This is a genomic window from Haemophilus parainfluenzae (genome assembly GCF_003252725.1).
In the GTDB taxonomy this organism is placed as follows: Bacteria; Pseudomonadota; Gammaproteobacteria; order Enterobacterales; family Pasteurellaceae; genus Haemophilus_D; species Haemophilus_D parainfluenzae_L.
Genome location: NZ_QEPO01000006.1, coordinates 87,102 through 109,854, shown reverse-complemented (window position 1 = coordinate 109,854; position 22,753 = coordinate 87,102). Strand labels below are relative to the sequence as shown.

Annotated in this window: 24 protein-coding genes; 8 read left to right on the top strand and 16 right to left on the bottom strand. The window is 39.9% G+C overall.

Annotated elements, in window-relative coordinates:
• Positions 1 to 29: 29 nt before the first annotated feature.
• From DPV85_RS07885 to DPV85_RS07860, 6 genes are all read right to left on the bottom strand, one after another.
• Positions 30 to 1,169, bottom strand: a complete 1,140-nt coding sequence (locus DPV85_RS07885; RefSeq protein WP_111327641.1) for a cytochrome-c peroxidase — start codon at positions 1,167 to 1,169, stop codon at positions 30 to 32.
• Positions 1,170 to 1,249: 80 nt separating this feature from the next.
• A complete protein-coding gene (locus DPV85_RS07880; protein ID WP_111327640.1) occupies positions 1,250 to 2,368 on the bottom strand; it encodes a lytic murein transglycosylase in 1,119 nt (372 codons plus the stop codon).
• Positions 2,369 to 2,401: 33 nt separating this feature from the next.
• Positions 2,402 to 3,205 (bottom strand): glycosyltransferase family 2 protein, encoded by an 804-nt coding sequence (locus tag DPV85_RS07875; protein WP_165816491.1) that lies wholly within the window; start codon positions 3,203 to 3,205, stop codon positions 2,402 to 2,404.
• 23 nt (positions 3,206 to 3,228) lie between these two features.
• Positions 3,229 to 4,110, bottom strand: a complete 882-nt coding sequence (locus tag DPV85_RS07870; RefSeq protein WP_111327639.1) for a glycosyltransferase family 2 protein — start codon at positions 4,108 to 4,110, stop codon at positions 3,229 to 3,231.
• A complete protein-coding gene (locus DPV85_RS07865) occupies positions 4,103 to 5,302 on the bottom strand; it encodes a hypothetical protein (protein ID WP_070853205.1) in 1,200 nt (399 codons plus the stop codon). The genes DPV85_RS07870 and DPV85_RS07865 overlap by 8 nt, the downstream gene beginning before the upstream one ends.
• 7 nt (positions 5,303 to 5,309) lie before the next feature.
• Positions 5,310 to 6,080, bottom strand: a complete 771-nt coding sequence (locus DPV85_RS07860; RefSeq protein ID WP_111327638.1) for a glycosyltransferase family 25 protein — start codon at positions 6,078 to 6,080, stop codon at positions 5,310 to 5,312.
• Positions 6,081 to 6,484: 404 nt separating this feature from the next.
• Here DPV85_RS07860 and purR point away from each other — a divergent pair, with 404 nt between their 5' ends.
• The 3 genes from purR to DPV85_RS07845 all read left to right on the top strand — a co-directional run bounded on the left by purR (position 6,485) and on the right by DPV85_RS07845 (position 10,744).
• A complete protein-coding gene (purR, locus tag DPV85_RS07855) occupies positions 6,485 to 7,495 on the top strand; it encodes an HTH-type transcriptional repressor PurR (RefSeq protein WP_111327637.1) in 1,011 nt (336 codons plus the stop codon).
• A gap of 172 nt (positions 7,496 to 7,667) precedes the next feature.
• Positions 7,668 to 10,307, top strand: coding sequence for a phosphoenolpyruvate carboxylase (gene ppc / locus DPV85_RS07850; protein ID WP_111327636.1), 2,640 nt, complete (start codon positions 7,668 to 7,670; stop codon positions 10,305 to 10,307).
• 113 nt (positions 10,308 to 10,420) lie between these two features.
• Entirely contained in the window at positions 10,421 to 10,744 is a 324-nt protein-coding gene (locus DPV85_RS07845; RefSeq protein WP_049357433.1) for an HI1450 family dsDNA-mimic protein, read from the top strand.
• 67 nt (positions 10,745 to 10,811) lie between these two features.
• Here the strand turns inward: DPV85_RS07845 and hypE are convergent, their stop codons facing one another.
• The 5 genes from hypE to DPV85_RS07820 form a co-directional block, all read right to left on the bottom strand.
• Positions 10,812 to 11,825, bottom strand: coding sequence for a hydrogenase expression/formation protein HypE (gene hypE / locus DPV85_RS07840; RefSeq protein ID WP_111327635.1), 1,014 nt, complete (start codon positions 11,823 to 11,825; stop codon positions 10,812 to 10,814).
• A gap of 4 nt (positions 11,826 to 11,829) precedes the next feature.
• Complete coding sequence (gene hypD, locus DPV85_RS07835; RefSeq protein WP_005697602.1) at positions 11,830 to 12,942, bottom strand: hydrogenase formation protein HypD; 1,113 nt, start codon at positions 12,940 to 12,942, stop codon at positions 11,830 to 11,832.
• A 9-nt stretch (positions 12,943 to 12,951) separates the two neighbouring features.
• Positions 12,952 to 13,758: a hydrogenase nickel incorporation protein HypB gene (hypB, locus tag DPV85_RS07830; RefSeq protein WP_049367968.1), complete on the bottom strand. Its 807-nt coding sequence runs from the start codon at positions 13,756 to 13,758 to the stop codon at positions 12,952 to 12,954.
• A gap of 186 nt (positions 13,759 to 13,944) precedes the next feature.
• Entirely contained in the window at positions 13,945 to 14,286 is a 342-nt protein-coding gene (gene hypA, locus DPV85_RS07825) for a hydrogenase maturation nickel metallochaperone HypA (RefSeq protein ID WP_049367967.1), read from the bottom strand.
• A gap of 135 nt (positions 14,287 to 14,421) precedes the next feature.
• Positions 14,422 to 14,835, bottom strand: a complete 414-nt coding sequence (locus tag DPV85_RS07820; protein ID WP_111327634.1) for a MerR family transcriptional regulator — start codon at positions 14,833 to 14,835, stop codon at positions 14,422 to 14,424.
• Positions 14,836 to 14,920: 85 nt separating this feature from the next.
• Here DPV85_RS07820 and DPV85_RS07815 point away from each other — a divergent pair, with 85 nt between their 5' ends.
• From DPV85_RS07815 to DPV85_RS07795, 5 genes are read left to right on the top strand one after another with little or no spacing between them, the layout of a single operon-like run.
• Positions 14,921 to 15,604: a DUF4198 domain-containing protein gene (locus tag DPV85_RS07815; protein WP_111327633.1), complete on the top strand. Its 684-nt coding sequence runs from the start codon at positions 14,921 to 14,923 to the stop codon at positions 15,602 to 15,604.
• On the top strand, positions 15,604 to 16,113 hold the full coding sequence (locus DPV85_RS07810; protein ID WP_111327632.1) for an HI_1622 family ECF transport-associated protein: 510 nt from the start codon (positions 15,604 to 15,606) through the stop codon (positions 16,111 to 16,113). Before DPV85_RS07815 ends, DPV85_RS07810 begins: the two co-directional genes overlap by 1 nt.
• A 1-nt stretch (position 16,114) precedes the next feature.
• Positions 16,115 to 16,726: a cobalt transporter CbiM gene (gene cbiM, locus DPV85_RS07805; protein ID WP_111327631.1), complete on the top strand. Its 612-nt coding sequence runs from the start codon at positions 16,115 to 16,117 to the stop codon at positions 16,724 to 16,726.
• Positions 16,723 to 17,367: an energy-coupling factor transporter transmembrane component T family protein gene (locus DPV85_RS07800; protein ID WP_070590779.1), complete on the top strand. Its 645-nt coding sequence runs from the start codon at positions 16,723 to 16,725 to the stop codon at positions 17,365 to 17,367. The genes cbiM and DPV85_RS07800 overlap by 4 nt, the downstream gene beginning before the upstream one ends.
• Positions 17,367 to 18,008, top strand: a complete 642-nt coding sequence (locus DPV85_RS07795; RefSeq protein WP_070590783.1) for an energy-coupling factor ABC transporter ATP-binding protein — start codon at positions 17,367 to 17,369, stop codon at positions 18,006 to 18,008. Before DPV85_RS07800 ends, DPV85_RS07795 begins: the two co-directional genes overlap by 1 nt.
• Positions 18,009 to 18,091: 83 nt before the next feature.
• Here DPV85_RS07795 and fdhF read toward each other — a convergent pair whose 3' ends face one another.
• From fdhF to DPV85_RS07770, 5 genes are all read right to left on the bottom strand, one after another.
• Positions 18,092 to 20,251 (bottom strand): formate dehydrogenase subunit alpha, encoded by a 2,160-nt coding sequence (gene fdhF, locus DPV85_RS07790; RefSeq protein WP_243584677.1) that lies wholly within the window; start codon positions 20,249 to 20,251, stop codon positions 18,092 to 18,094.
• Positions 20,252 to 20,428: 177 nt separating this feature from the next.
• On the bottom strand, positions 20,429 to 20,887 hold the full coding sequence (gene hycI / locus DPV85_RS07785; RefSeq protein ID WP_083304333.1) for a hydrogenase maturation peptidase HycI: 459 nt from the start codon (positions 20,885 to 20,887) through the stop codon (positions 20,429 to 20,431).
• The gene (locus tag DPV85_RS07780) at positions 20,877 to 21,284 is read right to left on the bottom strand and encodes a formate hydrogenlyase maturation HycH family protein (protein WP_070590789.1); all 408 of its coding nucleotides are present in this window, start codon (positions 21,282 to 21,284) and stop codon (positions 20,877 to 20,879) included. Before DPV85_RS07780 ends, hycI begins: the two co-directional genes overlap by 11 nt.
• A gap of 44 nt (positions 21,285 to 21,328) precedes the next feature.
• Complete coding sequence (locus DPV85_RS07775) at positions 21,329 to 22,105, bottom strand: NADH-quinone oxidoreductase subunit B family protein (protein WP_070590791.1); 777 nt, start codon at positions 22,103 to 22,105, stop codon at positions 21,329 to 21,331.
• Positions 22,102 to 22,749 (bottom strand): formate hydrogenlyase complex iron-sulfur subunit, encoded by a 648-nt coding sequence (locus DPV85_RS07770; RefSeq protein ID WP_111327630.1) that lies wholly within the window; start codon positions 22,747 to 22,749, stop codon positions 22,102 to 22,104. Before DPV85_RS07770 ends, DPV85_RS07775 begins: the two co-directional genes overlap by 4 nt.
• Positions 22,750 to 22,753: the final 4 nt, after the last annotated feature.

Genomic DNA, 22,753 nt, shown 5'->3' with positions numbered 1-22,753 from the left:
CGATTGCTAAATTCAACTCAGGCGTTTAATTATTCTTCGTAAGCTTCGTCAGTTAATGTTTTTAAGAATGCCTCTAACGCATTAATCTCTTCATCTGTAAGCGGTTTGGCTTTTAAAACATCAGGATTAATAGTTTGAGCATATTCGGCTTTATCCCATGCTTTTCCTGTTTCAGGATTAATTTTACGATTAGGATTATTAAAACTATCTTTAAATAATAAGACGGTTTTTAAATCACGGAAAACGCCGTTATGCATATAAGGTGCTGTGACACCAATGTTACGCAATGTTGGCACTTTAAATTTACCTTTTTGCTTTTCATCGCCTTTCACCATCGGATTATCCAACAATCCATTGTCCACATAATCAGCCGCAAGTTTATTTAACTTAATTAACGCTTGGTTACTTGGCACGCCGATATTGTAATAGCGATAATTCGTAAAGGTTTCTTTTGCTGAGTTCGCGTCACTTGATTGATGGCAGTTACTGCAGTTTGTTCGTGTTTTATCGAAAAATAATGCCTTACCTTCCGCTTCAAGTGCGGTCAATTCCGCTTCATTTTTTAATGCACGATCATATTTTGAAGAAAATTGCGCAAATAATTCATGCTTTTCGAACTCCGCAATGGCTTTTTCCATAATGGCATAGATTTTGTCTGTATCTTCCCAAATTCTTTCGCCATAAATATTCGTAATTGCCTTGTAATAAATTGCATTCGCTTTTAGACGTTCGACAATCGATTTTTTATCTGGCATGCCCATTTCTACAGGATTAACTGGTGGACCACCTGCTTGCTCGGCTAAATCTTTTGCACGCCCATCCCAGAATTGTCCGCCCACATAATCTTGAATTTTTTCATCAAAATGAAAATCTGGTGAAAACATCGCATAAAGCGCCGTATTGGCATTGCGATTACCATAAAGATGAGGATTATCCCCTTCTGAAACCATTTGATTTGCCGAATTTTTACGTTGATCCACAAAAGCAGTTCCAGGGTTGTGACAAGTTGAACAGCTTTGTGTTTTATTAAAAGAAAGCGATTTATCAAAAAACAGAACTTCGCCCAATCCTTGATAATTCAATTCTTTTCCTTTAGCTTGATCAGCTAAGGCATAATTACTCTGCATCAAAGGTGCAAACAATAAAATAGAAAGCCATTTTTTTTGCATCGTGTTCTCCAAATATTCAAATTACAGATAAAAAAATAATCCAACAAAGCTTTGTTGGATTATAAAAGGAAAATAATTTTCTACAAGCCAGTGGCCATCTTAATGCGATCAGCAAACATACCGATGCTCACGCCGAAGTAATTTGATTTGTTCCAATCTAAAAGCGTGCGATAGTTATTGGAGACCAAGAATGCGCGACCAACTTCTTTATCAGGGCGAACTAGCCAAAGATCGGCTTGAGAAAGCGCGGCAAGTTTATCTTGTTCTTGCTGGCTGAAACTCGCTAAAGTGACACCTTTAGACTGCCAGTCGCTGAGTGAACGCGCTTTGTTCTTCTCAATGCCTGAAAGCGATAAATCTAATGGTTGATTTAATGTGACTTCTACACCCCAAGGCAATTTATTATCCCAACCAACAGTGTGAAGATAATTTGCAATTGAAGCAAACGCATCAAATTGGTTCGTCCAAATATCCTTCACGCCATCATTATTACCATCTGCGGCATAATTTAAGAATGCGCTTGGCATAAATTGAGTTTGCCCCATTGCGCCCGCCCAAGAACCTAACATTCTGTGACGTTGAATATGATCACGTTCTAACATTTTCATCGCATTCACAAATTCTTTACTGAATAAGGCTTCACGTCTGCCATCAAAGGATAATGTGGCTAAAGCTGAAAGCACATCATAGCTACCTTGATAATAACCAAAACTACTTTCCATACCCCATAAAGCAAGGATATATTCTTGCTGTACACCATAGCGTTGGCTTGCTTGTTGTAATGGAGCTTGGACTTCCCAATAACGCTCTTCGGCAATATCCACTTTGTTTTGGGTCAGCACTTTATTCAGATAATTCGTTGTACCGTTTGGATTTGGTAACTGTGGTTGATCCGCATTACGCTGACTTCTCCCCGCTTGTGCACGATCCAAATCTACAGCCTTTTGCATATATTGAATATTATTTTGTGCATTCAATACTGACAATGATACGCCTTCAGCAGCCGCTTTGCCTTTTAAGAACTGTACATAGTCATTAAAGTTATCTAAGGTTCTTGGTTTGCTGTAAACAGCATTACTGCTTACTGACGGAATACTTTTGGTGGATGACGTTGTCGTTGTTGTCGTATTACTTGAACAACCCACCAATAAAAGTGCGGTCGATAATGCAGTCATTTTTAACGTTGAGATTAAATTCATTTCTTTTCCTTTTTTAATGATCAAAATATCGCATTATTTGCGTAAAAATTGGTTATAAACAGCTTTCAATAATGAGGTTGGTAATAAGCGAGAACCTGAGCGCAAGGCAAAAGTGAATAAGCCTGAAAATAAGCCTTGAATACCTAAGCGATGTTTCAATTTAAATAAACGCCATTCTGCTTTCGCTTGGTTTAAACCACGACGACGCCCTACCATGCCATTCCCCACGCGGGCATAAACTAAAATGTCCGGCAAGTTTGCCACTTTTTGTCCTTGTGCTACGAGTTTAATCCACAGGTAATAATCTTCCTGTAAATCCTCATATCCACCACAATTAATGACCGCACTTTTTTGATACGCTACCGTCATGTGATTGAACGGACAACGTTTTTGTGTAAATTTAACGATATCTTGTGCATCAGTCGGTACATTACGATATGCCACGATGTCTTGAATATTTTCGCCAAACTCAGCAATCTGTCCACCGAAAATAATCGTATCCGGATGTTGCTCAATAAACGCCACTTGTTTTGCAAAACGTTCTGGCACACAAATATCATCGGTATCCATACGGAATACCCAATCGTGTGAACAATGTTTCAATCCTTCATTAAGCGCTTTACCTAAACCTAAATTTTTTGGCAATTTCACTAAGTTTAAGGGTAATTTTGTTTCGAATTCAGCAACCACGGCTCCCAATTCTGGTGTGACAGCACCATCAAACACTAACACAATCTCATCTGCCGGATGAGTTTGAGCCACTAGACTTTCAAAACATTCTCTTAAATATTGTGGATTTTCCTTAATATATAAGGACATTAAAACTGAAAATTTCATACTTCTCTATCTAAATAAGTTATCTACATAAACCGTTTCAAATTAATTGCCAATTTAGGTGAAATTAAAACTACAAAGGCAATGACTAGCTGCTTAATACTTTTCGTTAATTTAAAAATTTCAAAATAGTAAAAAGCCGCTTTACGGGATAAATTCATAATATGTGGGTAAGCCAACATATATTGTGCGTTGATGGCAAAATTCTTTTCTTGTTCTGCCGTTTTCACATAATGTTCACGGATATAATCAATCGCTTTTTGCGTATTAGTGGTATCTGTTGATACGCTAGAACGCTTGGTATGGAAGGTACAATAAGTTAATGGTTCTGCCACTTTGTACGCTTTAAACGTTGGATCTTGTACAAGCTTCAGCAAGAAATCATAGTCTTCCAATGAACGAAGTGCGGTCGATAATCCACCGATTTTTAAAAACAGATCTTTTTTCACTCCAATCATCGGCATACCACCGATTTTATTCGCCAGTAAAATTCGCTCTACGCTAATCTCTTGTGGCTCAATTGGGTTAGTCACATAGCTAAAACCTTCATTGACCATTTCACATTTAGCTGGATGATAAACAAAGTTAACATCGGGATGCTCGGCAATCACATCGGCTAATTTCTGACATTTATCATTTGCAAAACGATCATCGTCATCAAGGAATAATAACCAATCATTATCGGCATTTCTTGCTCCGATATTACGGCTTTCTGCGGCACCTTGATTAGTTTCGTTACGAATGACTTTAACTGCAAATGGATATGCTTGTGTGACTTCAACGGGTTCTTTTGAACAATCATCCACAATCACCACATCAAAATTATAAGTGGTTTGCTTAGTTAAACTTTCCAATAAGGCAGGAATTTCTTCTTTCCGATTATAAGAAGGCACGATGATACTAAACATCTTTCTGCTCCTGTTGTTTAAATAAAATAAGTTGTTTACCGTGAGTGCCAAAAAGCGATAAGAACATCAGCATGACAAACATAATGCCTGGGAAAGCAAAGGTATCCGCTTTGATGTTACAGAACGCTAAAATCACAAAGGCAGAAAGAATAAATTTCCAGCTGCCATCAAACCAGTTTAAGGCGACTTTGCGTACAAAATAGAATGTCACGGCAAAACACACTAAAGCATAAGACACGCCACCATAAAGAATTTGGCGTAAGAAACCAGAGTCCGTATGACCATAATAACGACCAACTTCTAACTCACCTGTCATATACATACCATCGCCATAAATGAACTGCTTGAGTGTTGGCATAAAGAGGTGGTTTTTCATCAAGGTGTCCGTTGACGAACTGACAAATCCTGCACCATGTAATAAATTAATCACGGGTTCTAAAGCATGTGCTACATAAGGATTTTCAGGTAAGAAATAGGCCAATAATAATACCAAAACAGCAAATGCAATGAGTGATGGCACATAACGCCATTTGAAATACACTAAAATGCTCACAACCGATAACAGAAGGAATGTACGTCCTGAAATCAACCCAATGCATAGCATAAAAAACACTAAAATACTTGGAAGCGTATTATGTTTAGCGTTGTAAGCCAGTAAGAAATGTAACAGCATCAAATAGAATAAACTCAATTGGAAAAAGGCGGTTGCGGTGATGTTATATAAGCGATATTCCTGCTCTGAACCATAAAAACGTGCGGGCAACACCGCATTGGTTGAAAGCAAGAAATCAATCATAAATGATGCACCGAGTAAGCCAATCACGCCCACGACAAACTGCACCACCACACCAAGTTGTAAATCACGAACGACTTTCTGTTGACCATTTACATTGGCATAGAAGGCATTATAAAGTCCCACGCCGAAGATAAATAAAATCAGCTCTTTCACATACATGGTGATGACCGAAAAATCTCGCGTACCATTGACTAAAAGTGGAATCACGCTAAATGCAATCAGCCCAATGATAACGGCTAAACTATCTACTGGCACAGTGATACCTTGTGGTTTCTGCTTTTTAAAATACTGATAAGCCAATACAACCAATGCCGCTAAACCTGTGACAAATGACATTCGTACGACATGAAACAGCCAAGGATCGTAAAGATAAAAAAGATTAAAAAGTGCGGTCATTTTTACGTTATTTTCCTAAATTCTTTTTCACTGCTAAGATTTTTTTGAGTGGATATTTCATTAATTTCTTCACTAAATTATTAGATTTTGAACCACGAATCGCTTCCAAATTACTCACTAATTGTGGATTTTCAATGGCTACAAGCGGACGAACCACATTGTTATTAATCTGGAATTGGGTTTCAAATAATAAGAAATCATCAGCAAGCCAAAACGGTTTTTCTTGTTCGAGTTGTTTCAAAAATGCACGTGCCGCTGATTTTTTGATTAAGTATGCCACCGTACCTGCAAAATAACTTTTATATGGATAAGCCACGGTGACATCACCAATAGTTTGGCGCAAGAATGAAAAAGTGGTTGGATAATTGATCTCTAATTCCACATCATTAAATTCAGCAATTTTTGACTGCCCGATTAATACAATATCCGCATCACATTTTTCGGTTAAGAGTGCGATTGTTTTTGGTGATAAATTTGAATTGAATAAAGCGTCATCTTCACACACCAATGCATAGTCATTTTCCGTCACATTTTGATCTTCTACGATCTGACGATACACTGCTAAATGACTTAATGTACAACCAATTTCGCCTTTTGTGACGTTGCGTCCATAATGCTGTTCAAATTTTGTTGGATTGAATACTTCTGCCAATTCATTCCACTCTTTTTGCATGGTATTAATCGCTGAAAATACAACGAAATCTGCTGTATCCGGTTGAGCAAAAAACAGCTCACGACGCTGAACATCTTTATCTAGTGAAATCAAATATTTATTCATAATTATCTCAAATTTGGTTTTTGCAGTATTTTGATTACAACAAACGGAAATAGTTGCAAATTATACTAAAGAAATAGTCCTATGGCATGGCTTTTAACACAACTTTAAAAAGCCTTAAAAAAATAACCGCACTTTAAATGCTTAAAGCGCGGTCTATTTTAAATGGATTAATATGTTATTTCTTTCAATTAGAAAATTGCAGTCGCTAAACCGACTACAACACTTAAAGAAAGCACTACAGCTAACATTGCGTAACCAAAATCACTCATTTTAATTTCCCACTTGTTTAGTTAAAGATAACCCATTCTAACAATAAAGCACGTTTTTTCAAAAATTTTTTATAATTTACTTAACCTATTTGGTGACAGTCTTTATAATAGGAAAAATTCTCTAGAGGCAAAATTATGGCAACAATTAAAGATGTCGCAAAAATGGCTGGTGTTTCCACCACCACTGTTTCACACGTAATTAATAAAACCCGTTTTGTAGCAAAAGAAACCGAAGAGGCGGTGATGCAAGCCATTAAAAGCTTGAAGTACTCACCAAGTGCTGTTGCTCGGAGTTTGAAAGTAAACACGACAAAATCCATTGGGATGATTGTGACCACCAGTGAGTCCCCTTATTTTGCTGAAATCATTCATGCTGTTGAAGATCATTGTTATCGTCAAGGCTATTCACTTTTTTTGTGTAATACACAAAATGATCCTGAAAAAATTAAAAACCACGTCGAAATGCTTACCAAAAAACGCGTAGATGGTTTATTGGTAATGTGTTCTGAATACACACAACATTCACTCGATGTACTTTCTAGTTTCTCGTCTGTTCCAATGGTGGTAATGGATTGGGGGCCAAATACAGATACCGATATCATTGAAGATAACAGTTTTACGGGTGGTTACCTTGCCACTAAACATTTAATTGATTGTGGTCATAAAGAGATCGGTCTTATTGCAGGTGAATTAGATAAAACGACTGCAAGAACGCGTTATGAAGGTTTTGTGAAAGCCATGAATGAAGCCAATCTACCAATCCATGAAAATTGGATTATGGAAGGTTTCTTCGAGCCTGAAGACGGTTATGAGTGTATGAATAAAATTCTCGTACAAGATAACCTGCCTACTGCCGTATTCTGTTGTAATGATGTGATGGCATTAGGGGCAATTTCTGCTATTACGGAAAAAGGTTTGCGCGTACCTGATGATATCTCGATTATTGGCTATGATAATATTCACTCATCACGTTTCTATGCACCGCCACTCACCACGATTCACCAATCGAAATCTCGTCTAGGTGCACAAGCGGTTAATCTTTTATTTGAGCGTATTGCGAATAAAGATAACGAGAATCACGAAAAACACCGCATTGCGATCCATCCTGAACTCGTCATTCGCAAATCTGTTCGCGACCTTAAATAAACATTAAATTTTTTGACCGCACTTTGAATTTTATCTAAAAAAGTGCGGTCATTTTTTTACTTATTTTCAGCTTTTTTGATTTAATACAAGTTTTCGACGTATAGCATTTGATCCCGATACATATTTTTGATTATATCTCTCCTGGTTTTATTTTTTCTTTATCGGAGTTTATATGACTGATGAGTATCGCACTCTCCGCCATAATATTAATATGTTAGGGCGTTTTCTTGGAGAAACCATCAATGATGCACAAGGCGAAGACATTCTTACCTTGATTGAAAATGTTCGCCAATTGTCCAAACAATCTCGAGCGGGCGATAGCCAAGCACGTAGAACATTGTTGGATACCCTTTCCACCATTTCAAATGAAAACATTATTCCCGTTGCGCGAGCATTCAGCCACTTTCTTAATTTGACGAATATCGCTGAACAATACCAAACGGTCTCTCGCCAACATAAAGATTTACAATCTTCTAATCGTTCATTAAGTGCTTTATTTCAACGTTTAAAAGCACAAAATGCCTCAAAAGAAGAGGTTTACAAAACCGTTGAAAACTTGCTTATTGAGCTTGTATTAACGGCACACCCAACCGAAACCACGCGTCGTTCTTTAGTCCATAAACACGTTGAGATTAATAAATGTTTAAGCAAATTAGAGCACGATGACTTAACACTGAAAGAACGCGGCATTATTGAACGTCTGTTGCTTCGTTTAATTGCTGAAGCTTGGCATACTAATGAAATCCGTACTGTTCGCCCTACCCCATTCGATGAAGCAAAATGGGGCTATGCTATGATTGAAAATAGCCTATGGCAAGGTGTACCGGAATTCTTACGTCAATTAAATGAACATGCTCGTGAATTCTTAGGCTACGATTTACCTGTGGGCTTACGTCCTGTCAGAATTTCTTCTTGGATGGGGGGGGACCGTGATGGTAACCCATTTGTGACTTCAAAAATTACTCAACAAGTCCTCTATCTTGCTCGTTGGAAAGCAGCAGATTTATTCTTAAATGACATCAAATCCCTTGCCGATGAATTATCCATGGTGAAATGCACACCAGAATTTACCGCAAAATATGGTGAACATTTAGAGCCTTATCGTTTTGTAGTCAAAGAACTTCGTTCGAAACTTATCGCGACCCTTGATTACTTTGATGATTGCATGGCAAATCGTCCTCCACGCGTAAGCCAAGCGGATATCATCATGGAAGATAATCAACTTTGGGAACCACTCTATGATTGCTATCAATCATTAATGGCGTGTGGCATGCGGATTATTGCCAATGGATCTTTATTAGATATTTTGCATCGCATTCGCTGTTTTGGGGTTACCCTTTCACAAATGGATATCCGTCAAGAAAGCACGCGTCATACGGATGCTATCGCAGAAATTACCCGTTATCTTGGTATTGGCGATTATGCACAATGGAGCGAAGCTGAGAAACAATCTTTCTTAGTGCGTGAATTAAATTCTCGCCGTCCATTAATTCCAACCCATTGGGAGCCGTCTGCAGAAACCCAAGAAATTTTAGAGACTTGTAAAGTCATTGCTCAACAAAAACAAGGCGTGATTGCTTGCTATATTATTTCCATGGCAAGAAGTGCCTCTGACGTGCTTGCTGTGCATTTATTATTAAAAGAAGCAGGTGTGCCTTATCACATTCCTGTTGTGCCACTTTTTGAAACCTTAGATGACTTAGATGCTTCTGAAGGGGTTATGCGTCAATTGTTTAATATTGGTTGGTATCGTGGGGTGATTAATAATCATCAAATGGTGATGATTGGTTATTCTGATTCAGCTAAAGATGCGGGAATGATGGCAGCTTCATGGGCACAATATCGTGCACAAGAAGCGTTAGTCAATTTAACCGAAGAACTGGGTATTGAACTCACGTTATTCCATGGTCGTGGTGGTACAATCGGTCGAGGTGGTGCGCCTGCACATGCGGCATTACTTTCTCAACCTCCACGTTCACTCAAAAATGGTTTACGTGTGACTGAACAAGGGGAAATGATCCGCTTTAAACTTGGTTTACCTGAAGTTGCGGTTGAAACCTTTGATCTTTACGCGAGCGCGATTTTAGAAGCAAACTTACTCCCACCGCCAGAACCTAAAGCAGAATGGCGTACCGTCATGGATGAGCTTTCCGCTACTTCATGTGACATTTACCGTAGTGTTATTCGTGGTGATAAAGACTTCGTGCCTTATTTCCGCAGTGCCACACCGGAACAAGAACTGTCTAAACTGCCACTTGGATCTCGCCCTGCAAAACGTAATCCAAATGGTGGCGTAGAAAGCTTGCGTGCCATTCCATGGATTTTTGCTTGGATGCAAAACCGCTTAATGCTACCGGCATGGCTTGGTGCGGGTGCGGCAATTCAAAAAATTGTAGATGAAGGCAAAGGTCATATTATTGAAGAAATGTGTAAAGCTTGGCCATTCTTCTCGACTCGTGTGGGCATGTTGGAAATGGTATTCAGTAAAACCGATACTTGGCTTTCTGAACAATATGATCATAACTTAGTGAAAAAAGAGCTTTGGTACTTAGGTGAAAATCTGCGTAATCAACTCAATGCGGATATTAAAACCGTGCTTTCGCTTTCTCACAAAGATGAATTAATGGCGGACTTGCCGTGGATCGCCGATTCTATTGCGTTACGTAATGTTTATACGGATCCACTCAATCTACTTCAAGTGGAATTGCTCCGTCGTTTCCGTGAATCGCCTGAAAACCCAAGCCCTGATGTGGAGCAAGCCTTGATGATTACCATCACTGGTATTGCAGCTGGTATGCGAAATACCGGCTAGTTACGGCAACTAAAAATAAGTGCGGTCAAAAATAATGATAAATTTGACCGCACTTTTTGTTTTCTATTTCTTGCGGTATCATACGCACAATTTACTTGATAAAGGAAAACCCAATGACAACTGATATCCAAAAACTCGATCCCGATGCAGCGATTGATCTTGCTTATGATATTTTCTTAGAGATGGCAGGCGAAAATCTCGATCCCGCTGATATTATGCTATTCAATCTGCAATTTGAAGATCGTGGTGCGGTCGAGTTTGTCGAAACAGCAGACGATTGGGAACAAGAAATTGGGGTGTTAATCGATCCTGACGCTTTTGCTGAAGTGTGGGTGGGTTTAGTGAATGAGAAAGATGAAATGGATGATGTGTTTGCAAAATTCTTAATTTCACACCGAGAAGAAGATCGTGAATTCCACGTTATTTGGAAAAAATAGCCCCCTTCTCACACATATCAATTTACAAACTAAAACCGGTTTAATTTAACATTAAACCGGTTTTTGCTTAACAAATGCGTGGTAAAGGTTCGTTGCGTGGTAAGTCTAATAAACGACTTTGACCGAAAAGACCAACTGCACGAACTTTGCCATCAGTCGTTACCTCGCCGATTACGGCTGCATTTTCACCTAATGGATGGCGACGAAGTGCGGTCAGAATTTCAGCTGTTTTTTCTTTAGCCGACACAATCACCAATTTGCCTTCATTAGCAAAATTTAATGCATCCAAACCGAGTAATTCGCAAATACCACGTACTTCCTGACGAATTGGTAATACCGTTTCATCAATTTGAATCCCCACTTTCTGTGCCTGTGCAAATTCATGAAGTACTGCATTCACACCACCACGGGTCGCATCGCGTACAGCTTTCACCCCTTCAATTGGACGAATGCAATCAATGAGCGGTGCAAGCACAGCACAATCACTGCGTAAATCCGTTTGAATACCGAGGTTTTCTCGTAAATTCAAAATGGTTGCACCATGATCACCTAAAGTACCACTCACGATAATCTGATCACCTGGCTGAATGCGATGTACGCCCCAGTCCAGTCCGTTTGGAATCACGCCAATACCTGCCGTATTGATAAACACTTTATCTATCGCGCCTTTTTGTACTACTTTGGTATCACCGGTTACCACTTGAATACCGGCTGACTGACAGGCTTTTGCCATAGACTGGATCAATTTTTTTAAAGTTTCTAGTGGTAAGCCTTCTTCCAAAATAAACCCACAGGATAAATATTTTGGTACAGCACCGCATACCGCGACATCGTTAGCGGTACCACAAACGGCGAGTTTACCAATATCTCCACCAGGAAAAAAAATCGGATCAATCACAAAACTATCGGTAGAAAATGACAATGTTCCACCTAAAGCATTTAATTCTTGTAAAGCAATGCGAGCCTGATCTTCGCCTTGTGAAAGTATTGGATTATCAAATGCCTCGACAAAATAATCGCGGATCAACTCTTGCATTGTAGCACCACCATTTCCGTGTGCCATTGTAATAAAATCAGTCATTGTTTTATTCCCGTCTATATTGATAATAGGCCGCACATGCCCCTTCGGAAGACACCATCAATGCACCATAGGCATTGTCAGGATTACATTTTTTAGCAAATAATGGGCAATCCGCAGGCTTACATTTTCCGATGAGTACATCACCACAGCGAGAATCCGGATCATCAGCAACTTGGTGTGGCTGACAAGCAAAATGCGCTTCTGCATCAAAGCATTGATAATCATCTGTCAGTTCTACGCCAGATTCTGCAATTTCGCCCAACCCTCGCCATTCGCTGCTGGCTTTCAAGCGGAACACTTCACTGATTGCCTGTTGTGCTAACTCATTGCCATGTTGGTGTACGATACGTTTATACTGATTTTCCACTTCACAGCGTTTTTCAACAATCTGTGTCACCAACATTAAAATTGCTTGTAGGATATCTAAAGGCTCAAAACCAGTGATTACAAAAGGCTTATGGTAGGTATCACACAATTCCTGATAAGGTTCAGAACCAATCACCATGCTGACATGACCTGGTGCAAGAAAGCCGTCAATTTTGACTTGTCCTTGTGACAATAAGCTGTGTAATGTTGGGATGATAGTGATATTTTGACATACCACAAAAAAGTTTTTTACCTGCTGTTTTTTCGCTTGTTGCAAGGTAATTGCGGCACTTGGCATGGTTGTTTCAAAACCAAGTGAAAAGAATACCACTTTTTTATCAGGATTATTTGATGCGATATTCAATGCATCGAGCGGTGAATAAACGATTCGAACATCAGCCCCCTGTGCCTTAGCTTCTAATAATGAGCCTAAACGTCCACGCACTCGCATGGCATCACCGAAAGTGCAGAAAATTACTTCTGGGCGACGAGCAATCTCAATACATACATCAATTCGTCCCATCGGTAATACACACACCGGGCAGCCTGGACCGTGAATAAATTCAATACTTTTTGGTAATAAACGATCCAGCCCAAATTTAAAAATGGTATGAGTATGTCCGCCGCAGACCTCCATCAAATATAACGGATTTTCTGGCGTAAAGTGCGGTTGGTTTTCCATTATTTTTTGTAACCGCTGCAACAGACTTTTTGCCAGTTCAGGATCACGAAATTCATCAACAAACTGCATTTGATGCTCCTATCGTTCTTGCGCTTTTAACCAGTCTAGCCATTGCTGTAACCCTTCTCCACTTTGAGAAGACAACTGGATAACCTCAATTGTTGGATTCACTTGTTTCGCATAAGCAATACATTTTTCCACATCGAAATTTAAGTACGGCAGTAAATCGACTTTGTTTAAAATCATTAACTTCGAAGCCGCAAACATATGTGGATATTTGAGTGGTTTATCTTCGCCTTCTGTTACAGATAAAATCACTACTTTGGCGTGCTCACCCAAATCAAATTCTGACGGACAAACTAGGTTTCCGACATTTTCAATAAACATCAGACTATTTTCCTGTGGCTGCAATTTCACCAATGCATTACCAATCATTTGTGCATCTAAGTGACAACCTTTACCTGTATTGACTTGAATTGCCGGCACACCGGTTTGACGAATACGATCCGCATCGTTTTCTGTTTGTTGATCGCCCTCGATCACATAACAAGGATAGTCATTTTTTAATGCATTTAATGTGGTCGTTAACAAGGTTGTTTTGCCTGAGCCAGGACTTGAAACAAGATTAAGCGCCAAAATATGCTGATTCGCGAAAAAGCGACGATTCATATCGGCTAACTGGTTATTCGCACCGAGAATATCTTGTTCTACTTTCAGTAATCGTTGCTGGGTTTCATCTTGTTGTGGAGAGTCTGGCATGCGGAAGGCGGAGTGAGAAAAATTAGGTAGTTTTGTTGCATGTTGCGCATTGGAATCATTATGAACATGCGGTAATTCTCCGATTCTGACTTGGTCTGGATGGCCACAGCCACAGGTTGTACACATAAGTCACCTCAATAATGTTTCGTTTATTCTGTAAATACTTAGAATCTATGGTAATTCACATGCGTTAGAATACCATATTCTCTATCTTAAATATATTCTTTGAAGAGAGATAAATACATACTATCAAGTAGTTAGCGTATTTTATATTCAAAAGATCAGGTTAAATTTGCCAATTTAGACGTCTTGCTATTTTACGGCAATTTCTTTCACTCTAAATTCGGTGCCACTTCGACGTTGTAAACATGCACTGTGACAATGTGGACAGCAATCTTGATAGGCTTCAATCTCAACTTCCTTTTGACATTGCCAGCACCATGCAATCGCAGGTAAATGAATAAAATGTAACTGACAGTTTTCAGCAACGGTATCTTTGCGCATAATTTCAAAGCAAAATTCTACCGCACTTTGCTCGACACAAGACAGTGCCCCAATTTCTAGCCAAATATCTGTCACTTCATGGATTTCATGCTTTTTCTGTTGTTGATCAATAATTTCCATAATATTCTGACAGAGAGACATCTCATGCATGATTTTCTCCTTAAAATAAAAAAGCAGTCTGTTCCAATTTTACTCTTTTTTGATGTTTATTTTCAGCATTTCTGTGTTTCGTTGTTCGATATTTAAACGTTGTTTGAAAAATTTTACTGGTACTCGTACAAGAAATCATTTTAGTGGCACAAAATTAATGCCGCTATGTTGCAATAAAGTATTCATAAAATCATTATTTTGTTCAAACTGGCTACATTTGCCTTTGAGCTGAATTAAGCGAATTCTCAAGTGAGCCAATTCATGGATCCGTTTTGATACTTCTCGAATATGTCGATCTAGCAACTCATTAATTTCCCTTTCCTGCTCTTGAGTGGCACATTGAGGATTGAGCAACATTTTGATTTCTTTCAGTGAAATATCCAAACTGCGGCAATAGCAAATAAAAGAAAGTTGTTTCAAATGCTCTTCCGTATAAACGCGAAAATTACCACTTGTTCGCTTGGCTGGTTCGATCAATCCTTGTTTTTCATAGAAACGTACAGCTTCCACCGTACAGCCAACAATGTTGGCTAGCTGACCAATTTTCATTTTTTAAAAATTACACTTGACTCTGAAGTTACTTCATATTTTATACTTTATCACAGTATTCACATGTTAGAAAAGGAGAACTTCCATGAAAAAAACAGCATTACTTATCACTGCACTATTCGGTGCTTCACTCGCTAATGCACATAATGTTTGGTTGGAGCCCGTTAAGGATGTAAAAGGGCAATATGTGGTTAAATTTGGTCATGAGGAGACTGAAACCTATCCTCAAAGCAAATTAAAAGCGGTACGCCTACTTGATGCTAAAGGCCAATTGCAAAATGCCACAGTAAACTTTAAAGAAGGCGAAGCACACTTTGCTGCCCCTGATGCAGCCATCGCATTTATTCGCTTTGATAATGGCGTTTGGTCAAAATTGCCAAGCGGTAAATATGTCGAAAAAACCAAACAGCAGGCCCCTGATGCTGTGCTTAGTGTTAATCCAGTCAAATTTGGCAAAGCGATTTTACACTGGGATGCGCAAGCAAATAAATCACACAACATGGATTATGAATTGATCCCACAAAGTGAACCGAAAGCGGGACAACCACTCGATATTCTCGTGTTAGTAAAAGGTAAACCAGTGCAAGGCATCAAAGTGGGTTTAGGCGAAGATCACCCATTCAACTTAACCAATGAAAAAGGTATTGCACAATTCACCCCTAAAGTGGGCTATAACAAAGTCTGGGCTGAATTTGATGAACCGGTTAAAGACAATCCTGACTATAACAAACGTAGTGTTGAATATATGCTAACTTTTGACGCGAAATAATGAAAAGAGTTGTATTTTTAACCGCACTTTTCACCTGGCTGTGCGCACCATCAGCATTGGCTCATAGTTTGCATGTATTTGCACAATATGATGGACGCACAGTTTCTGGCAAAGCCTATTATTCCGATATGACCCCAGCAGCAGAAACCTATATGGAGATTTTGCAAGCTGGCCAGGACTCCCCTCTATTGGAAGGTAAAACGGATCGCAATGGGCAATTTGCCTATCCGATCAATACCACTACCGAAGGTGCCATTAAAGTAGTGATAGAAGGTGAAGAAGGACATCGAGCCTCAATTGTTGCCAACAGAGTATCTGCGCAAACCACTAATAATAGTGACAATGCATTGATGTTGGTCCGCGAAGATATTTCTAAATTAAAAGACAAAATTTACCTGCACGATATTATTGGCGGTATCGGCTATATTGTTGGTATTTTTGGCTTATGGGCATTGATTAGAGCCTCAAAGATGACGCGTGCGTCGCAATCTAAGGCTAAGGAAAGATAATATGCATTTATCGGAAGGTGTGTTGCATACACCCGTATTGCTTGGTGGTGCAGCTGTCGCATTAGTCTGCGTAATGATTGGTCTTAAACGACTCAATTCGCAGCAATTACCGCTAACAGCATTGTTTGCCGCTGCTTTTTTTGTTGCTGGAACCATTCATGTACCGGTAGGCATTGGTAGCGTGCATCTCATCTTAAACGGCATGGCCGGCCTATTTCTTGGCTGGGCCGTTTTCCCTGCCTTTTTAATCGCATTAGTCCTACAAGCCCTGCTCTTTTCCTTCGGTGGATTTGCTGTATTAGGCGTCAATTTATGCGTAATGGCATTACCTGCCCTTCTTGTACATTGGCTATTTGCAAAAAGACTTGAGCATGACAATTCCCGTCGAACTCAAATTACTGCAGGTATTGGTGCTGGCGTGATCGGCGTTGGCGGTTCAGCCTTGCTCGCCTCTTTAGTCTTGGCTCTAGATGGTGGTAAAGCTTACAGCGATCTGATCATGCTGCTGGTAATATCACATATTCCTGTGTTTATTATCGACAGTATCGTCAGCGTCGGGGTGGTCTTATTGTTAAACAAAATGTATCCAACAGCGCTCAGTGTGGTGAAATGAATTTTCTTGCTATTTTTCAACCGCACTTGCGATTAATTTATGTGTTTTTGTGTGGACTTATCGTCAGCACAATGACACATATTTCAATGCTTATTATCCTTAATCTGATCGTATTCAGCGGGTTACTTATTACGCTAATTCGATATCAAAAATCCCTCGCCGATTATTTTAAATATTGGTTGAAACTGAATTTCTTTACTTTGCTTGTTTGGTTGACCTTAAGTTGGAAAATCACTGAACAAGGCTTAGCATTGAATCCAATGGGTATTCAGCTCGCGCTACTCATCACGCTACGTTTCAATTTAATTTTAAGCTTAACTCGCCTCTTGTTAATTGATATGAACGAGAGCCTTTTATTGCAAGCATTGTGTCGTTTGCCATTGCCTGAAAAACTACTTCACCTATTCGTTCTGACCGTGCGTTATATTTCTGTACTTGGTGATGTACATAAAAAAATGGATATGGCGATGCGCGCACGCGGATATCAGCCAAAACTTAACGGTAGAACCTTATTCATTGCCTCACAACGTGTGGCATTATTATTAATTCATGCACTCGTTAAAGCAGAAAAAACAGAAATGGCGCTAAAAGCACGTGGCTTTCAACTGAATGATATTAAAAAAACACAGGATAAATCTTGATGAACGTCCTCGAAGTCAAACAATTACAGATCATGCGCGACCAACGCATGATTATTGATAACCTTTCTTTTGAACTCCCTGAAGGTCATCGCCTTTTTTTACAAGGTGATATTGGTTGTGGGAAATCAACCCTATTACACTGTCTATTAGGCTTTATCCCATACCAACAAGGAGAAATTAGCTGGTTCGACAACACCTGCCGCCAAGAAAAAGATTTTGTACCACTACGTGGAAAGGTCGGCATCTGTTTCCAACACGCGGGCGATCAACTTTTTGGTCCAACCGTACTTGATGATGTGGCGTTTGGTCCACTTAATCAGGGCTTGAACAGAAATGAAGCCTATCAAATTGCATTACAGCAACTAGAACGTCTGAATATTGTTAGGTTAAAAGATCGCTCAGTAAATACCTTATCTGGCGGTGAACAGAATTTTACTGCGCTAGCCGGTGTTCTGGCGATGCAGCCAAAAGTATTGCTGTTAGATGAACCAACCAATGGACTGGATGTAAAAAATATTGCCAAACTGACCGCACTTTTACGCGAATTACAGTTGCCAATGCTTATTGCCTCGCATGATTTACGCTTTAGTGAAACACTTGCGGATTCCTGTTTGTCTTTAGCCACAGATAATGATGGCTAAATGCATTCATAATGCGTAAGAAAATAATTCAATAAAAAACGGGCGAACCATTAAGTTCGCCCGTAATCTATTTATAACGCTAATCAAGCCACAAGTGCGGTTTCTTTTAAACGATTTTTTAATTTCGCGTATTCAGTTACCACATAGCGTTCAGCCCAGGCTTGGTCTTCGATTTTATCAATACGAACCGCACTGTATTTGTATTCCGGTGTTCTAGAACCCGGGTTCAAATGTTCAGCGGTTAATTCGTTACATTTACCGATCCACCATTGATAGGTCATATAACAAGCGCCTTTGTTTGTACGAGTGCTCACATCTGCACGAGAAATAACTCTACCACGAGAAGAAGCAATCCAAACCAAGTCGTTGTTTTTAATACCCAACTCTTTGGCGTCTTGATCGTTCATTTGTACGAATCCCGGTTCATCCGCAAGTGCCGCAAGTGCACGGCAGTTACCGGTCATTGAACGGCAAGAATAGTGACCAACTTCACGTACTGTAGAAAGTATCAATGGGAATTCTTCAGAGAGATCTTCCATTGGTGGTTCCCAGTCGCAAGCAAAGAACTCAGCTTTGCCGTTTGGACGGTCGAAGATTTGGCCTTTATACAAGTATGTTGTACCTTGATCTTCAGGGCCCTCATCAGTACATGGCCATTGGATATAACCCATGCCTTCCATTTTTTCGTAGGTTGCCCCTTTGTAAATTGGGCAAAGTGAACGAAGTTCATCCCAAATTTCTTTGGTATTGTTATAGTGCATTGGGTAGCCCATTGCTGTAGCAAGTTCGCTAATGATTACCCAGTCATCCTTGACATCGCCAGTTGGCTCAACGGCTTTATAGAAACGTTGGAAACCGCGGTCAGCGGCACTATACACACCTTCATGTTCAGCACAAGAAGTCGCAGGTAATAAAATATCTGCTTCTGCGGCTGTTTGAGTCATGAAGATATCTTGAACGATAAGAAGTTCAACTTTCTCGAAGGCTTTTTTAACAGCATTAATATCAGGCTCAGTTTGTAATGTATCTTCACCCATAATATAGAATGCTTTAATTTTATCTTCCATGATCGCTTTAGGTACTTCACTCAACGGCACACCTGGTTTGGTTGGAATAGATGGCACGCCCCAAGCTTTCGCAAATTTTGCATTAATTTCTGGATCAGCAAAACTTTGATAGCCTGGTAATGTGTTGAATAACGCGCCCATATCGCACGCACCCTGTACGTTGTTTTGTCCACGCACTGGGTTTACCCCAACATTTGGTTTACCTAAGTTACCGGTAAGCATTGCCAAGCTTGCTAATGCACGCACGGTTTCTACACCTTGACGGAATTGGCAAACGCCCATACCCCATAAGATAGTAGCGGTTTCCGCTTTTGCATAAGTGCGGGCAATTTCACGCAACATTTCAGGCTCAATACCTGTGATGTGTTGAGTGGATTCCGGTGTATAAGCTTTCACGGTTTCATAGAACGCATCGAAGTTTTCGGTGTGTTCATCAATAAATTTTTGATCTTGTAACCCTTCTTCCAAAATCACATTCATCATCGCATTCAAGAATGCGACGTTAGACCCGTTAGCAAGCGGTGCATAAATATCCGCAATACGGGCTGTTTCGATTTTACGAGGGTCACAAACAATGACTTTCGCCCCTTTTGCTTTGGCGTGGTTAATCCGACGCGCCACAATAGGGTGTGAAGTGGAGGCATTATAGCCAAAAATAAATACGCATTTGGTATCTTCAATCTCAACAATTGAGTTGGACATTGCGCCGTTACCGACCGATTTGAGCAGACCTGTTACAGAAGGGCCGTGTCACACGCGCGCACAACAGTCAATGTTGTTATTTCCTAATACCGCACGGGCGAATTTTTGCATCACGAAGTTCACTTCGTTACCTGGTCCACGGGAAGAACCCGTTACCATAATTGATTCGTTACCGTACTTTTCTTTGATTTCACTAAGACGTTTTGCTGTGTAAGAAATCGCTTCTTCCCAGCTCACTGGTGTGAATGGTTCGCCACGTTTGTAGCGGATCATCGGTTGAGTTAGGCGAGGAGTCAGGATTTTTGTGTCATGCACAAAATCCCAGCCATAATATCCTTTTAGGCATAACTCCCCTTCGTTTGTTTTTCCGTTTGCACCTTCAGCACCCACAATTTTGTTGTTTTCCACCAAAAGATGGATTTTACAACCTGAGGCACAATACGGACATACGGTAATTACTTTTTTAATAGCCATAGTAACGTCCTTATTTTAATACAACACGAGGTTAGAGATAGAATTAGAATAATTAATTCTGGGTATATATTACACCCAAAATCAGTTCATAGTCTTACAAAAAACATGGATTTATTGATATAAAACAGGTTTTCGTAATATTTTTAAAATATGTTTAGAAAATCCCCCTCACTTTTTCTACAAAACAGGAATCTCTTCAAGCGATCTTCCCTCTTTTAAAAAATCATACATAAATTGCACAGACTCTTTTACGCCGTCTGTCATCGGAAAGCCAAAAGAAACAAGATCCGGTTGAAGACCAACGAAGACAATTTGCTTAATATCTTGTTCCAGTTGCTCGATAAGGTAATTGAGCGGCATATTATGCGTGCTCATAAAAAACATTTCCGCAATGCTCTCTTTTTCAATGATTCGGATTTTACCCGGTGCTAATTCCATATCAGCCGCATCAAAAATCAAAAGCAGATCGGGTTTCATATCTCGCACAATATGCGCAACATTTTCGGGGGCTGAGCCGCCGTCAAGTGCGGTCCAATTTGGCAATGGATTTTCACTTAATAACTGATAGAGATAAGGACCCGCACCGTCATCCCCCATCATACTGTTGCCAACGGTTAAGATCACATTATTCGTCACGACGTTTCACCATAATATACATCACAGGTTCACGCTGAATTGATGCTAACGTATCCATGAGGATTTCGACCCACTCTTGATGTTCTGGGGTGAAATTGGCTTTGTTTTCATCCATCGCTTTCGCCAATAAATTGACATGGCTAGAATCAATCACTATTTCACCGAATCGCATTAAGCCGGAAAATTTACGTTTAGCATCCCCTTCTGGAAAGCTATCTACAAAACGTTGATAAGCATCGTAGTCACAAACCAGTAATTTTTTAAAACAATCAATTACGCCAACATGGTGACCAATCGCCAAAGAGTAATACATCACCTGTTTTGCTTGCTCTGGCACTTGTTCATCATTTTCGACGAAACGCTCGTTTAATAAATAGAAAAAGACTTTCGTTGTCATAACATTCCCATTTTTATAGGGGCAATCACTTGCCCCATCATTAATTATCCCGAAAACGGCATACTAATCGCATGCAAACGATTGACGATTTCGCTTAAACGCGGATCAGCTTCGCGTTCTAGGTATTCACCTAAACGTACACCAAATGGCACTTTATCATTTTCTGTCATCATTGCCATAAATTGGTTAGCGATGTTGCCGCCTTGACGATAACCGGCAAGACGACGTGCTTCACGTTCAAGACTAATACGCAAATCTAACGGAATGGTTGGGAAACGCAATTTAGCTTCTGCGTTAGGATCAGCTTTTTCTTGTTTACCTTTGAGTTTTTGATCAAGCAAACCAAGTGCTACTGCGAATCCATAAATGGTCGCTGCTGGAGTTGGAGGACAGCCAGGGATGTACACATCAATTGGTACAATTTGATCACTACCGCCCCAAACGCAATAAAGATCGTGGAAAATACCGCCGCCGCAACCGCAAGCACCATAAGAAATACAGATTTTAGGATCGGGCGCAGCTTGGTAAGCACGCATTGCTGGTGTGCGCATCGCACGGGTAACCGCACCGGTGAATAATAAAATGTCTGCATGACGAGGTGAAGCGACCACTTTAATACCAAAACGTTCTGCATCGAATGTTGGCGTAATGGTACTGAAAATTTCGATTTCACACCCATTACAACCGCCGCAGTCCACACGATAAACGTAAGCTGAACGTTGAATATCTTTCAGCAACGTTTGTTTCATTTTGGCAATATTTTCATCAATACTAAACGGTGTTGATATGCCATTGACCGGCATTGGAATTTGTGTGTTCATCGTCTTTCGCCTCCTGCTAAAACGTTAGGTACATCAACCGCACTTTGTTCTCGTTGTTCGAGTGCTTTTTTGAAATTCAAGCGAACCGGCTCTTTAAAGTCGATTAATTTCATCCGCATGTTGGATTCCATATTCGCGGTTTTTTCTAAGCTGTGCTGACGTTTACAAACCGGACAAGTATGCAACTCCGCCAATTTTTGTTTCACTAATTCTGGTTTATCCAAAGTTTGTTTGAATAAATCAATGGTGTAATTCAGCTCTTTATAAGAGATAAACGGTTTACCACACTCTTGACAGCTCACTGTAGAAAAGGTGGTTTCTTGGAAAAGATCCTGTTTATTGGTCACTGATAATTCAAAGTCTTGTGATAAGCGAATGGCTTTGGTTGGGCAAACTTCTTCGCAACGTCCACAGAAAATACAACGACCAAGGAATAATGACCAGGTACGTTCGCCTGTCACCGGATCCGTTCTCATGGTCAACGCATTGGCTGGACAGGCAATGGTACAAGCCGCGCAGACTATACATTGATCAGAATTGAGTTCCGGTTTTCCTCTAAAATCATCATCAACTTCATAAGGTTTGAACGGATATTTGGTGGTAACATCACCGGCTTTAAATACCGTTTTTAGTAATTTAAACATTTTC

Excerpts from the sequence above, each read along its gene's own strand:
- ppc (WP_111327636.1), top strand. The coding sequence starts at position 7,668 with ATGACTGATGAGTATCGCACTCTCCGCCATAATATTAATATGTTAGGG.
- DPV85_RS07885 (WP_111327641.1), bottom strand. The coding sequence starts at position 1,169 with ATGCAAAAAAAATGGCTTTCTATTTTATTGTTTGCACCTTTGATGCAG.
- DPV85_RS07820 (WP_111327634.1), bottom strand. The coding sequence starts at position 14,835 with ATGAAAATTGGTCAGCTAGCCAACATTGTTGGCTGTACGGTGGAAGCT.
- DPV85_RS07880 (WP_111327640.1), bottom strand. The coding sequence starts at position 2,368 with ATGAATTTAATCTCAACGTTAAAAATGACTGCATTATCGACCGCACTT.
- hypA (WP_049367967.1), bottom strand. The coding sequence starts at position 14,286 with ATGCATGAGATGTCTCTCTGTCAGAATATTATGGAAATTATTGATCAA.
- DPV85_RS07775 (WP_070590791.1), bottom strand. The coding sequence starts at position 22,105 with ATGAACACACAAATTCCAATGCCGGTCAATGGCATATCAACACCGTTT.
- DPV85_RS07795 (WP_070590783.1), top strand. The coding sequence starts at position 17,367 with ATGAACGTCCTCGAAGTCAAACAATTACAGATCATGCGCGACCAACGC.
- DPV85_RS07875 (WP_165816491.1), bottom strand. The coding sequence starts at position 3,205 with ATGAAATTTTCAGTTTTAATGTCCTTATATATTAAGGAAAATCCACAA.
- DPV85_RS07870 (WP_111327639.1), bottom strand. The coding sequence starts at position 4,110 with ATGTTTAGTATCATCGTGCCTTCTTATAATCGGAAAGAAGAAATTCCT.
- DPV85_RS07810 (WP_111327632.1), top strand. The coding sequence starts at position 15,604 with ATGAAAAGAGTTGTATTTTTAACCGCACTTTTCACCTGGCTGTGCGCA.
- purR (WP_111327637.1), top strand. The coding sequence starts at position 6,485 with ATGGCAACAATTAAAGATGTCGCAAAAATGGCTGGTGTTTCCACCACC.
- DPV85_RS07770 (WP_111327630.1), bottom strand. The coding sequence starts at position 22,749 with ATGTTTAAATTACTAAAAACGGTATTTAAAGCCGGTGATGTTACCACC.
- cbiM (WP_111327631.1), top strand. The coding sequence starts at position 16,115 with ATGCATTTATCGGAAGGTGTGTTGCATACACCCGTATTGCTTGGTGGT.
- DPV85_RS07845 (WP_049357433.1), top strand. The coding sequence starts at position 10,421 with ATGACAACTGATATCCAAAAACTCGATCCCGATGCAGCGATTGATCTT.
- DPV85_RS07780 (WP_070590789.1), bottom strand. The coding sequence starts at position 21,284 with ATGACAACGAAAGTCTTTTTCTATTTATTAAACGAGCGTTTCGTCGAA.
- hypB (WP_049367968.1), bottom strand. The coding sequence starts at position 13,758 with ATGTGTACAACCTGTGGCTGTGGCCATCCAGACCAAGTCAGAATCGGA.
- DPV85_RS07860 (WP_111327638.1), bottom strand. The coding sequence starts at position 6,080 with ATGAATAAATATTTGATTTCACTAGATAAAGATGTTCAGCGTCGTGAG.
- DPV85_RS07800 (WP_070590779.1), top strand. The coding sequence starts at position 16,723 with ATGAATTTTCTTGCTATTTTTCAACCGCACTTGCGATTAATTTATGTG.
- DPV85_RS07815 (WP_111327633.1), top strand. The coding sequence starts at position 14,921 with ATGAAAAAAACAGCATTACTTATCACTGCACTATTCGGTGCTTCACTC.
- hypE (WP_111327635.1), bottom strand. The coding sequence starts at position 11,825 with ATGACTGATTTTATTACAATGGCACACGGAAATGGTGGTGCTACAATG.
- hypD (WP_005697602.1), bottom strand. The coding sequence starts at position 12,942 with ATGCAGTTTGTTGATGAATTTCGTGATCCTGAACTGGCAAAAAGTCTG.
- DPV85_RS07865 (WP_070853205.1), bottom strand. The coding sequence starts at position 5,302 with ATGACCGCACTTTTTAATCTTTTTTATCTTTACGATCCTTGGCTGTTT.